This is a genomic window from Pedobacter ginsengiterrae (assembly GCF_039537385.1).
Lineage (GTDB): Bacteria > Bacteroidota > Bacteroidia > Sphingobacteriales > Sphingobacteriaceae > Pedobacter > Pedobacter ginsengiterrae.
The window spans coordinates 105,572-118,713 of sequence record NZ_BAABAK010000020.1 but is presented as its reverse complement, the minus strand read 5'-3'; the positions used below and the strand labels follow the sequence as shown (position 1 = coordinate 118,713).

The window sequence follows — 13,142 nt, the reverse complement described above, 5'->3', positions numbered from 1 at the left end:
ATCTATCAAAAGAATTGATGGACAACCGAAAGAATGACTATTTTTCGTTACTTTTTCTTTTCGGTTTTAACTAGTACAGATTTACCGTTTTCGATTTTATATGAAGTAATATGAGTGTAAATATCGTTTTCGTAATCCCTTTCTTCCTTTATCAAAAACATTTTCTCATTTTGCCAGCGAAAATATTTAGTTCCTTCGTTTCCACTCCCATCTGCATCTATGGTTTGAGCTTCTTTTCTAACAGCATCAAAAAATACGACGCCCATTTCATTAAGCTGTGTGTTTTGGATAAAACCACGTTTTTCGGGATAATAGATGAAATAGCGATAAGAATAATCGCCTTTGGCTAAACCAGGATAATAGATCGGAACTTTAAAATCCAAGTAACCATCAAAATTCAAATCCTCTAGTATAATTTCGGCTTCCTTAGTATAAACATCCTCAAAATCTGTGAAAATCCAGCGCATGCTTTTGTTAATGAAAACCTTTAGCGAAACCAAGTCGAAATAATATTGCGCATCGGCTGGAATGTAGCCTAGCTTTGCTCGGTTTCTGGCATATTGAAAAACGTAGTTCGATGGATTAAATGCTTTTAAATTTTCTTTTGCGGCTAGTTTAACAGTTAAATACAAAGTATTTTTAGCGGATTTTCGCCAAGTTCCATTCAAAGAAATCTGATCAATGTAATTCAATTTAAAATTCCCAGTAGTTTCATATTTACGGTTTGCAATATTAAAAGTATTTTCTTGCAAGTTTAATTCGCCGTCTTTTAACATGCCTTCGAGCATGATTTTTTGTGTATTACCATTTTTCTTGTAATAATACTCGCCCGCTACACTATCACTTTTTTGATTTATCTCCAATCTCATTTCTATAGGATATTTATCAATTGAGCCAGTAAAATTTATAATTGATATAATTTTCGCCTCTTGAGCTTTTATCTCAAAAAAAGAAAATGTTATTAATAGCATAACAAGCATTTTTTTCATAGCATATTGTCTTTTTATTTAATTAATCAGCTTTTGAAATCCCTAGATAGCAGCGGGGAAACAACATTTATCTTAGATCGCATATTGTTTGTTAATTTTTTCTTCGGGTTTGGTGCTACACAAGTACAACACCATTAAAAACAAATATTCTAAAGGTTTCATTAATAGATAAACTGCGTTTGAGGCTCTTGTCGTTGTAATTTTCTTCGATAGTGGATAGCCGTATTTATCGTAAAAACCTCTAATCACTTTGTGTAAGGTAGGTACATTCTCCTGTATTAATTCTTCGAAAGCATTGGCGATTAACAATTGTCTGTTCACAATAATTTCGTGCCCATGTCTTTTGCCTAGGCGTAAAGGTTTTACAATATCTGGTGTTCCGCAAACGGCGACAGTGCATAAATAGTGACCTTCATGATCTAAAAATGGAGGGTGTGTTTTTTGTGAAAACGTCCAAGTTGTGGTTTCTGTAAAAACTTTGGTTATCGAGTTAGCATCTTGTCCAAATATCATTAAAATAGCCACAATAATTGCGAAAACAGGCAAGAGCATGACCAAAATCAATAGTGGTTGCTTTTCGGTTTTGGCTAATTTTTGGTTTAACAGATTTAGATATTTGTTGCGATAGATTTTTGTACTTGCGACATCTGCTTCGGCATTAACAACCTTTAATAATACGATAATGCTAGTAACGACGTAAAAGAAAGGCAACAATGCAAAAAAAAATGTTCCGCCACTTTGCTCTGTATTGGTACTGGTTTGTAGAATAACCGCCGCACTTATTGGTATGCCGATCATGACAAACATAACACAGAGTGAAAATAACAACGGCGGTAATACTCTTCCTTTATACCAAAGTTTAATTAATCCAAAAACCGCGAGCGCAAAAAACACAATCAAAGTTGATAAATGTTCGAATGCAAACGGTGTATATCCACCATCTACAGGGTCTATTGCAGTGTAATAACCATCGCCATTTAGCAACCAAATTAAACCAAACAAGCCCATAGTTAGTATAAAAAGACCAATAAAAACAAACTCTCCAACTATTGTTGCAGGTTTTATATTAACCCTTATTTGTTTGTAAAAAAAGTATCCAACTATGGGGCAAATGATAAAGAATGTGATAATTAATGCTATCATTTTACTTCGCCCGTGTTAATTTCATTTGATATAAATCTAAATCAGAGATATTGTATTTTCCCATAAGCTCTTTGATTTTACATGCATTAAACATCATTATCTTCTTGCTTAAAACTTGGTTAACTTCCTTTTGTATTTGTGGTACCTGGTGGTTGGTTTGGCCCTTCATGTGCTGATGTATTGGCAAATCATATTTATTTTTAGCGGAGATTTTTCTGTTTCAAACCTTACATCTATCGTTCTTCTAATCATCCCCTCTGGGAGGTTTTTTCCGCCGTAATAGTAATTATCTGCTAAAACTTGATATTCACTATAAAACGTACTGCATCTATCTGTTTTTATCCGTCAATTCCAATTCATCTAAAGTTGCTTTTGTTTCTTTAAGTCCCTTGATTTCTTCGTTCAGCTTTTTAATTTCAGCATCAAAATAAGCGGCGTCTGCCTTTGGGCTTTCAATGGTTCCACCTTTTTTAGTAGTTATTTTAGTGGCGTAAGCTTTAATTACTAAATCGTAAGGCGAAAAATCGGTGATTGGATATTTTGCTGTTTTCCATAAGGTAGAATGCTGAACCGCCTCATTAAATACCGGTTGATGATAATCATAACTTTCATTGGGTTTCAGTGCAAAATCATCATTCCAGGTACCTCCACTGCCTTGTGCTGCTAGTTTTTCACCAGTTTTTTTAGAGTAAACTTCAATGTTGATCATATACTCTCCAATTATATCTTCTTTAGAAGTATTTTTAAAAGTTAAATCCAGAAAAGGTGATTTGGGATCATCAGAGAAAAATTGGTCTTCGCTAATGGAGATTTTAGTTAATTTAAAAGCATCTATCTGCTGAGTTATTTTAGCCGCCTTCAGTTTATCTTTTTCTAAACTATCTATTTCCGCTGTTTTGTTGGCAATTTTCTCATCCCGATCAGCTGCTAAAAATTCTTCAGCAAAGCTGATGATTGCGCTATAACTTTTGCCATCAATCATTTCCATCGAAATTTTATCGAAAGATTTCTCTTTATATTTTTCTGGAAAATTCCATTTCTCTTTCATCGCTTTTAACACAATTACACGCAAAGCTTTTTCTAAGTTTTCCTTTTCTGGGTTATCTAATTTTTCTTCCATTTTAGCTTTTGAAGTTTTAAAAGCTTGTTCATCTTTACTAGATATGGTTGGGCCACAAGAAAACAAGAAGAGTGTGATGAAGGAAAGAATTAAAGCTGGATATATACTTTTCATTTTGATAACTATTATTTCTTTTGTGATTGATTATAAATTGCTTCGGTTACTTTTTCTCCATTGAGGTAATAATGCGTAAAAAGTGTTGTGCCATCTGCTTTATACATGTGCGCAATACCATGACGTTTACCGTTTACAAACTCTGCATCCATATTTTTTTTACCCAATGCGTAAGTAGTGGATAAGCCATGCTGCAAATCGTTTTGATAATTAGTTTCTGTCATGATTTGCCCATTGCTGTAAACACGATAAACACCATCTCGCTTATCATTTTTATAACCGATTTCTACCGCTAGCTCTCCATCTAAACCGTAACTTTTGGATGTTCCGTTTTTTAAATCATTTTCGTAATAAGCTTCGGTAATTACTTTATCGCCAGAAAATGTTTGCGATAAACCATGTTTTTTATCGGCTTTGTAAACGGATTTATTAACCAATTTGCCACCGCTATACATTTCACTAACACCGTTTTTCTTGCCATCTTTATATTCCTGATGTAACCAAACTTTGCCTTGGTTATCATAATTTTCTTTTAAACCATTACGAACACCTTTTTTATAGTAAAGCTTGCATTCTATTGTTCCGCCTTGCGAATACCAAAAAGCTTCGCCAGTTATTATTCCTTTTTTAATATTATAAAGTGCAAAACCTCCTTCATCGAAAGGTATTTTATACTTGCCATCCAATAACTTATTGTTTAAACTAAGTACCAATTCACTGCTATCGGCATTGTAGTTTTTCTGCAAATGTTTCCATTTAATTTCTTCCGGTAGTTGGGCAAAAATTAATGTTGAAACAAGAACAAGAGTCGCTGTAAAATAGAATTTTAAATTTTTATTCATTATTCGATGTGATTTATGCAGCAAATTAGTTAGTGTTTCTTCATCAAAATTTGCCATTTATTATTTGCTGACTTTTGTTTATTATCCGTGAATATTTATATCATTTTTCATTATCCGATGTATTTTTTTTGATATTCTCACAGCTCTTTATTTTTATCGATGTGTTGGATTATCAATTTAATTCGCTTTTAAATCAAAGCATTTATCAAGCTTGCTTATCTCTGCAGTGTTTTGTTCCATAATTTCCCGAAAGTATTTTTTTAGAACTATTAAGTTAAAAACTTGATACACCGTTGTTAATGATTTCAGTTTCCAGGAATAGCGCATCTTGACCTAAAAAAGCTTTAAGGCATTTTACTACAAATGGTTTATTGCATTCTTCCATCCAGATTTCGCTAGAAACCGTTTTTGTTGTTGACTCACCAAGCCCAAAAAAGCCTTTGCTGGTTTTCTCAATTGGGCGAGTGTAGCGAACATCAAACTGCACACCATTAAGTTCTAAATTTTCGCCATGCGTGTACGCACCACCAATATTTAAAATGTTTTTCTGGTTAGAAAAATCGGTGTAACTCAATTCAAAAAAATAGTAATCGTGTATTACATCATCATGCTTTTCGTAAATATCGATATTTAATTGTTCCCAGTTTACATCTAAAAAAGCTTTCAAGGCTTGCTCTTTGTTACTGTAAATAATTGATTGTTCAAATTCGTTAAAAGGATTTTGAAATTTGATAACTACATTCTGCATACCTATTAGATTTTTACCTCCGTAAAATACAATTATTTGCAGGTTGTATTTACCTAAATTATTATTTGCAGTAATTGAACCTTTATTTGCTAAAATATAACTGCTTTTTGTTTATGTATTCTCCAGATCTTATTGGGATCGTAATGGTAACAATCGTTCCAATTTTCTCATCGTTTTTAATGTCGATACCCGCATTTAAACCACTTTCTTTCGCTATATATGATAATCGTTCTTTACTAATTTTAGTTGATAACAATTGGTGAGAGGACGATTTTGCAACAGGAGATATACCATCTGCATTATCTTTAATTTTAACAATGAGGATTCATTTTTAATGTCGAAATCAATTATAATAAAGCCATGCTTTCGGTTTGGATTAATACCATGCAAAATTGCATTTTCTACAAATGGTTGCATTAACATAGGAGAATATGATTAAGATTTGAATACCTGAAATTTGATTGATGGTTTTAAATCCGATTGGATGGAAATATTTTTTGCTGCAGAAATTTACCCTATCGAAACCCGTGGTTAAAATTAAGCCTGATTAAATAGGCTAAAGCAATATTTGAAAATCCTTTTTGATTATTTTTTATTTGGTACGATTACTAATATAGCAGAATACGATGCTACTAGTTATTAAAAATAATCGTTTTGTAAACAAGCAAACTAAATATGTCAAATTGTCACTTTTAATTTTATTTATGTATTTTTGCAATCCCAAAATGTTTTTAAACAATGATTGATTTACAAGTACAGGATAAAACGCATGATGAAGCAAAGCAAGGTGAAGCTTTAATTTTAGATACACCAGTAAAAGCTGATGCACGTAAATTATACATAGAAAGTTATGGTTGCGCAATGAACTTCGCTGATAGCGAAATTGTAGCCTCTATTCTTTCAGAAACAGGATTTGAAACTACTGGAGATTATCATCAAGCTGATGTGATTTTTATTAATACTTGTTCTATTCGTGAAAATGCAGAAACAAGAGTACGGAATCGTCTTTCGCAATTTGGTGTAGAAAAGCGCCGTAATCCTAAATTAATTGTTGGGGTTTTAGGTTGTATGGCAGAGCGTTTAAAATCTAAATTTTTAGAAGAAGAACGTTTGGTTGATGTAGTGGTTGGACCAGATGCTTATCGCGATTTACCTAACCTGATTGAGCAAGTAGAAAGCGGGCATAAAGCTGTAAATGTGCTTTTATCTCGTGAAGAAACTTATGCAGATATTAGCCCAGTACGTTTAAATAGCAATGGAATAACTGCATTTATTTCCATTACCCGTGGGTGCAATAATATGTGTTCATTCTGTGTAGTTCCTTTTACCCGCGGTCGCGAACGTAGCCGTGATGCACATTCGATTGTAGAAGAAGCAAAAGGATTATTCGAAGCAGGTTATCGCGAGGTTACCCTTTTAGGGCAAAATGTAGATTCGTACACCTGGACATCAGAAGATGGAACAGAAACGATAAACTTTGCGCAATTATTAGAGCAAACCGCTTTAGTAAACCCCGATTTAAGAGTTCGTTTTTCAACCTCTCATCCTAAAGATATTACGGATGAGGTTTTACATACTATCGCTAAATACGATAACATTTGCAATTACATACACTTGCCAGTTCAATCGGGAAATACACGTGTATTAGAATTAATGAACCGTACTTATACTCGTGAGTGGTACATTAATCGTATCGATGCAATTAAAAATATTATTCCAGGTTGCGCAATTTCTACCGATATTATAGCAGGTTTTTGTACTGAAACTGAAGAAGAGCATCAAGATACTTTAAGTATGTTAGATTATGTTAAATATGATTTTGCTTACAATTTCACTTACTCAGAAAGACCAGGAACTTTAGCTGCTCGTAAGTTAGAAGATGATATTCCTGAAGAAGTTAAAAAACGTCGTTTGGCTGAAATTTTAGCCAAACAACAAGCACACTCTTTATTGCGTTTACAAGAATGGGTAGGCAAAACCGTTCGTGTTTTAATAGAAGGAACATCTAAAAAATCGGATAAGGATTATTGCGGACGGGGTGATAGTGGCGCAATGGCAATTTTCCCAGCGATTGAAGGCGTTAAACCTGGCGAATATGCAAACGTACTGATCGAAAAATGTACTTCGGCTACGCTGATTGGAAAAATAGTTTAATAAAGTTGAAAGACTAAAGGTTAAGTTTCACACTTTGGAAAATACTTCCAAGTTTTGATATCTGATTACTGGGGTCTTGATACTAAATACTTGATACTAATAAATGGATACACAAAATATTAAACAGCGTTTCGGTATCATTGGCAACTCGCCTTTACTTAATCGTGCTATAGATATTGCAAGTCAGGTTGCGCCTACTGATATGTCGGTTTTAATTACTGGCGAAAGTGGAAGTGGTAAAGAGGTTTTTTCTCAAATTATCCATCAAATGAGTGCCCGCAAACACGGTGCTTTTATAGCTGTAAACTGCGGCGCCATTCCCGAAGGAACAATTGACTCTGAACTTTTCGGACATGAAAAAGGCTCATTTACTGGCGCACATGAAGCTCGTAAAGGTTATTTCGAAGTGGCTAATGGTGGAACTATTTTTTTAGATGAAGTTGCGGAGCTTCCGTTAGGGACACAGGCTCGTTTATTAAGAATTTTAGAAAGTGGAGAATATCTTCGTGTAGGTTCATCAAAAGTTCAAAAAACAGATGTTCGTATTATTGCAGCAACGAATGTTGATGTTTATAACCGTGTAAAAAACGGAAAATTTCGCGAGGATTTATATTATAGATTAAATACAGTTCCATTGCGTATTCCTGCTTTGCACGAGCGTAAAGAAGATATTTATTTACTGTTCAGAAAATTCTCTGCCGATTTTAGCGACAAATACCGTAGTCCTGGGTTAAATTTAGAACCTGATGCCGTTCAGATTTTAACGAATTACAGCTGGCCAGGTAATGTTCGTCAGTTGAAAAATATTGCAGAGCAAATCTGTGTTTTAGAAAAAGATAGAAATGTAACTGGTCAGGCCATTTTAAATTACATCCCGAACGAAGCTGGCAGTAACTTGCCAATGGCGATAAATGCTCAATCGAAAGAAGACTTTACAGAAAGAGATATTTTGTATAAAGTGCTTTTCGATATGAAAAAGGATATGGTAGAACTTAAGAAACTGGTTGCAGAAATTATCCAGCATGGTGGCAATACGGCAACTGTTTTAGCCGACAATCCGCAATATATTAATCAATTGTACAGAGATGTTGAGTTACCTGCAGGCCAAGAACATGGCTTTACCATTCAGCAACCAACAGCCAATAACAACACCAATAATTCTGATTACAATTTTGCACACGATGCGGAAGAAGTTGAAGAATCGTTATCGTTGGTTGATAAAGAATCAGACTTAATTAAAAAAGCACTTAAAAAACATAAAGGTAAGCGTAAGTTTGCTGCACAAGAATTAGGCATATCTGAACGGACACTCTACCGAAAGATTAAAGAATTAAGTTTATAAAAACGCAATCAATCAAATCTATGAAGATTAAAATATTTGGCTTTCTGATTATTGCAGCCTTAAGTTCTTGCGCTTACACCTTTAGCGGAGCAACAACTGAGGGTTTGAAAACGGTAACGGTTCGCTTTTTTGAGAACAGTGCACAATTGGTAATCCCAACTTTAAGTCAGCAATTTACCGAAGCTTTAAAATCTCGTATCCGTAGCCAAACCAGCCTAAGCATTACACCCAATGATGGAGATGCAATTTTTGAAGGACGGATTACAGGGTATGACATCAGGCCAGTTGCTTTAACCTCGAGCGCCAGACCGACAGCATCAAACAACCGTTTAACCATTACAGTTTCTGTTAAATATATTAACAATATAAAAGGCCACGAGAAAGAAAGCTTCGAAGAAAGTTTTTCACGTTTTTACGATTTTCCTTTAAATGGCGCTTCAATTCAATCGCTTCAACCAGTGGCGATTGAAAACATTAATAAGCAATTAACCGAAGATATTTTTAACCGTGCTTTTGCACAGTGGTAGTTTAAACTGTTTTAAAAACCGACTGCATTATTTATCTTAGCAGCAAACCTCGATATGGACAACAAAAAGCTACTTGCAAATTTGATGGCACAACCTGGCAAGGTTGGGCAAGAGCATATACCCATGTTGCAGGAAATGTTAAAGCAATTTCCTTACGCACAAGCTATTCATTTACTTTTGGCAAAAGCCGATTCAGCATTTATTCCTAAAGCGGCGCTTTATAGTAATGGAAATATTTTACAAAGTATACTAAACAACAACTTTACCGAAGAAACAGAGGTTAGTGAGATTGCCCAAGTAGAATTTGAAGAAATTGATGCAGAAAGTACCGCTGATGAACAAGAAATTTTTGATGAAATAGGCGAAATTTCGGAAGATACAACATATAAAATTACTCAGGCAGTAAATATAGAAACGCCTAATAATTTACCAGGCATTGATAACCATTTAATGGATTTGCCTGTTGAAGATAACAACTATATTGAAAGCGTTGCCGCAACTGATTTTTTTGCCTTCGAGCAAAAGTTAAGTACCGACCTTATTGTTGCTGCTCCTGAAATAGAAACTGTTATTCCAGATGAACCTGAAAATAGCTACGTTTCTAAATATGATGATGACCAGTTACCTTATACCTTTTTATGGTGGCTGGCAAAAACACGTAAAGAGCACGAGCAAATTTTTCAACCGTATGCGCACCCTAAACCAGGGCTTGCCAAACAACCTCAGGCAAAAAACCAGGAAAGGGCAGAGTTCCAGCAGCAGTATGTAGAGCATATTTTCCATATACAAACACCTTTCGAGGTTGCTGATCATTTGGCCGAATACCCATCGGCAGATGTAAAAGATGTAAAGGGTGCTGAGATAATTGAGAAGTTTTTAAAAGAAGACCCAACAATAAAACCACCCAAACCAGAGCAAATAGATAATGAGAACAAGGCGAAGAAGAGTGCTGAAGACCATTACGACCTTGTTTCGGAAACATTAGCCAAAATTTACATCGAACAAATGCTTTATCACAAAGCGATAGATACTTATAAAAAATTAAGTTTGAAATATCCAGAAAAAAGTGGTTACTTTGCCGACCTTATTCAATCTATAGAAAAGAAATTTTAAAAATATATTTTAATCATGATAACCTTTTTAATTATTTTATTAATTGTTGCTTGTGTTGCTTTAGGCTTATTTGTATTAGTACAAAATCCTAAAGGTGGTGGTTTAGCAACAGGTGGTGGTACCAGCAATATGTTTGGTGTGCAACGTACTGGCGATGTTTTAGAAAAAGGATCGTGGTTTTTGTTGGCACTTATTGTTGTATTAACTTTATCTATTACAACTATCGCTAAATCTGGTGGTGGTGCGGCAGCTACGGGTAATACCGAAATTCAGGATCGTTTAAATAAATTGCCTTCGCCTTCTCCACTTGGTGGCGGTGCAACAAACAATGCAGCTCCTGCGAAACCTGCTCCAACTGCTGATACAACAAAGAAATAATTTAATACTAACAAAACATTTAAAAGCTTTCCTCTAAAAAGGGAAAGCTTTTTTGTTTTAAACGTTTTAATGGATAAAACTTAAATAGTAGTACAAGCTTCGCTAGGTAAACCCGATTGCAACGTAAAGCCCAGAGCGTAGCGAGGACTTGGAATAAAAAGCGGAGCTATTTAAACCGAAGAATTACTTGAGTATCTTTTCAAATCTCAATTAATGGCGATTTTATTTGGTATCCTCTGCCAAGCTGGCACCCAAAATTTTATGATATTCTGCATTTGTTTATAAATTTGACAGTACGGGTGTAAATTTGTCCCTGAAAGCTAATTGGCATAAAAAGTGTTAATTGTATGCTTAGTTAAAAAACTTAAAATCAAAATAAAAAATAATAAAAGTTATGGCGTTAAACCTTAAACCAATTGCTGGCAGTTCGAACAGAGTTATTGTTGAACCTGCTGCGGCAGAAGAAAAAACTGCATCGGGTTTGTATATCCCTGATACTGCGAAAGAAAAACCATCTAAAGGAACTGTAGTTTCTGTTTCTGAAGAGGATGCTGACGGTAAAAAAGCTAGCGTAAAAGTTGGCGATGTTGTTATTTATGGTAAATACGGTGGTACCGAATTCCCTTACGAAGGTAAAGATTACCTAATTATGCGTGAAACTGATATCTACGCAGTTGTAGGATAATTATAAGTAGAAAGTTAAATTTATAAGATGACGCGATTTAAAAATCGTAAATCATAATTCAAAAATCTTAAATCAAAATGTCAAAACAAGTAAAATATAACGTGGAAGCACGTGACGCCCTGAAACGTGGTGTTGATATCTTAGCTAACGCAGTAAAAGTAACTTTAGGTCCTAAGGGACGTAATGTGATCATCGATAAAAAATTCGGTTCTCCAGCAATTACTAAAGATGGTGTTACGGTTGCTAAAGAAATCGAATTGAAAGATGCGGTTGAAAACATGGGCGCTCAAATGGTTAAAGAAGTAGCTTCAAAAACAGCTGATATTGCTGGTGATGGAACTACAACGGCTACTGTTTTAGCTCAAGCGATTATTACTACAGGTATTAAAAACGTTGCTGCGGGTGCAAACCCAATGGATTTAAAACGCGGTATTGATAAAGCTGTTGCTGCAGTTGTTGCTAATTTAAAAGAGCAATCGCAAACGGTTGGTGAAGATAACAACAAAATTAAACAAGTTGCATCGATCTCTGCTAACAACGACGAGGTTATCGGTTCGTTAATTGCTGAAGCAATGAGCAAAGTTGGTAAAGATGGTGTAATTACTGTTGAAGAAGCAAAAGGTACTGAAACTGAAGTTAAAACAGTTGAAGGTATGCAGTTTGACAGAGGTTATTTATCGCCATACTTTGTTACCAATGCAGATAAAATGGAAGCGGAATTAGAAAATCCTTACATTTTAATTTACGACAAAAAAATCAGCAACATGAAAGAATTGTTGCCAGTTTTAGAAAAAACTGTTCAAACTGGTAAACCATTGGTTATCATTTCTGAAGATTTAGATGGTGAGGCTCTAGCTACTTTAGTAGTTAACAAAATTCGTGGTTCGTTAAAAGTTGTTGCTGTTAAAGCTCCAGGTTTTGGTGATAGAAGAAAAGCAATGTTAGAAGATATCGCAATCTTAACTGGCGGTATCGTTGTATCAGAAGAAAGAGGTTATAAATTAGAAAATGCTGATTTAACTTACTTAGGTTCTGCTGAAAAAGTTGTGGTTGATAAAGATAATACAACTGTAATTAACGGTGCTGGTAATTCAGAAGATATTAAATCTCGTGTTAGCCAAATCAAAGCTCAAATCGACACTACTACATCTGATTACGATAAAGAAAAATTACAAGAGCGTTTAGCTAAATTAGCTGGCGGTGTTGCAGTTCTATACGTTGGTGCAGCTTCGGAAGTTGAAATGAAAGAGAAAAAAGACCGTGTTGATGATGCTTTACATGCAACTCGTGCAGCTGTAGAAGAAGGTATTGTTGCTGGTGGTGGTGTTGCTTTCATCCGTGCGGTTGAAGCTTTAGCCGATCTTAAAGGTGTTAACGAAGATGAGAATACAGGTATTCAAATCATTCGTCGTGCTATTGAGGAGCCATTACGTCAAATTTGCGAAAACGCAGGTATTGAAGGTTCTATCGTAGTACAAAAAGTTAAAGAAGGAACTGCAGATTTCGGTTACAATGCTCGTACTGATGTTTACGAAAACTTAATTGGTGCTGGTGTTATCGACCCAACTAAAGTTTCTCGTGTGGCATTAGAAAATGCAGCATCTATTGCAGCAATGTTATTAACAACTGAAGTTGTTTTAGCTGATGAACCAGAAGAAGCTGGTGCTGGCGCTCACCCTCCAATGGGTGGCGGTGGTATGGGTGGTATGATGTAATCATCAAGCTCATAAAAGTTACGTGTAAAATTAAGTCCCTCAAAACTAAAGTTTTGGGGGATTTTTTTTGTTTAAAAAATATAAAAAACGTGGTTTCTCTTACACTCAGAATTGAACAGAAACCGCTTTCGTGTAAAATTTTAGATATGAACATTGACTTTATGTAGTTTAGGAATGAATTAGAAGAAAAGAATATCGAATAAATATTTACCAAATAAATTAACGTTTTATTGTCCTTTCGGCTTTGTCGCTAATTGCGGGTTTTTATTTCT

Annotated in this window: 12 protein-coding genes; 7 read left to right on the top strand and 5 right to left on the bottom strand. The window is 34.9% G+C overall.

Going from position 1 to position 13,142, the window contains the following annotated elements; translation table 11 throughout:
• Window positions 1–47: 47 nt before the first annotated feature.
• The 5 genes from ABD692_RS19145 to ABD692_RS19125 all read right to left on the bottom strand — a co-directional run bounded on the left by ABD692_RS19145 (window position 48) and on the right by ABD692_RS19125 (window position 4,956).
• Entirely contained in the window at window positions 48–980 is a 933-nt protein-coding gene (locus ABD692_RS19145; protein WP_425567363.1) for an XAC2610-related protein, read from the bottom strand.
• Between the two features lie 81 nt (window positions 981–1,061).
• Window positions 1,062–2,132, bottom strand: a complete 1,071-nt coding sequence (locus ABD692_RS19140; RefSeq protein WP_344769548.1) for a DUF6688 domain-containing protein — start codon at window positions 2,130–2,132, stop codon at window positions 1,062–1,064.
• Between the two features lie 328 nt (window positions 2,133–2,460).
• Window positions 2,461–3,366 carry a hypothetical protein gene (locus tag ABD692_RS19135; RefSeq protein WP_344769546.1) on the bottom strand — a complete coding sequence of 302 codons (906 nt, stop codon included), beginning with the start codon at window positions 3,364–3,366 and terminating at the stop codon, window positions 2,461–2,463.
• An 11-nt stretch (window positions 3,367–3,377) separates the two neighbouring features.
• Window positions 3,378–4,208 (bottom strand): toxin-antitoxin system YwqK family antitoxin, encoded by an 831-nt coding sequence (locus ABD692_RS19130; protein ID WP_316764181.1) that lies wholly within the window; start codon window positions 4,206–4,208, stop codon window positions 3,378–3,380.
• Between the two features lie 274 nt (window positions 4,209–4,482).
• The gene (locus tag ABD692_RS19125; RefSeq protein WP_344769544.1) at window positions 4,483–4,956 is read right to left on the bottom strand and encodes a hypothetical protein; all 474 of its coding nucleotides are present in this window, start codon (window positions 4,954–4,956) and stop codon (window positions 4,483–4,485) included.
• A gap of 738 nt (window positions 4,957–5,694) precedes the next feature.
• On the opposite strand from ABD692_RS19125, the gene miaB reads away from it, so the two are divergent.
• From miaB to groL, 7 genes are all read left to right on the top strand, one after another.
• Complete coding sequence (gene miaB, locus ABD692_RS19120; protein WP_316764188.1) at window positions 5,695–7,110, top strand: tRNA (N6-isopentenyl adenosine(37)-C2)-methylthiotransferase MiaB; 1,416 nt, start codon at window positions 5,695–5,697, stop codon at window positions 7,108–7,110.
• 103 nt (window positions 7,111–7,213) lie between these two features.
• Window positions 7,214–8,452, top strand: coding sequence for a sigma 54-interacting transcriptional regulator (locus tag ABD692_RS19115; protein ID WP_344769541.1), 1,239 nt, complete (start codon window positions 7,214–7,216; stop codon window positions 8,450–8,452).
• Between the two features lie 20 nt (window positions 8,453–8,472).
• A complete protein-coding gene (locus tag ABD692_RS19110) occupies window positions 8,473–8,979 on the top strand; it encodes an LptE family protein (protein ID WP_316764194.1) in 507 nt (168 codons plus the stop codon).
• A gap of 54 nt (window positions 8,980–9,033) precedes the next feature.
• On the top strand, window positions 9,034–10,092 hold the full coding sequence (locus ABD692_RS19105; protein ID WP_344769538.1) for a hypothetical protein: 1,059 nt from the start codon (window positions 9,034–9,036) through the stop codon (window positions 10,090–10,092).
• A 15-nt stretch (window positions 10,093–10,107) separates the two neighbouring features.
• Window positions 10,108–10,470 carry a preprotein translocase subunit SecG gene (gene secG, locus ABD692_RS19100; RefSeq protein WP_316764201.1) on the top strand — a complete coding sequence of 121 codons (363 nt, stop codon included), beginning with the start codon at window positions 10,108–10,110 and terminating at the stop codon, window positions 10,468–10,470.
• A 394-nt stretch (window positions 10,471–10,864) separates the two neighbouring features.
• Window positions 10,865–11,155: a co-chaperone GroES gene (locus tag ABD692_RS19095; protein WP_029281770.1), complete on the top strand. Its 291-nt coding sequence runs from the start codon at window positions 10,865–10,867 to the stop codon at window positions 11,153–11,155.
• Between the two features lie 77 nt (window positions 11,156–11,232).
• A complete protein-coding gene (gene groL / locus ABD692_RS19090; protein ID WP_344769532.1) occupies window positions 11,233–12,870 on the top strand; it encodes a chaperonin GroEL in 1,638 nt (545 codons plus the stop codon).
• Window positions 12,871–13,142 lie beyond the last annotated feature (272 nt).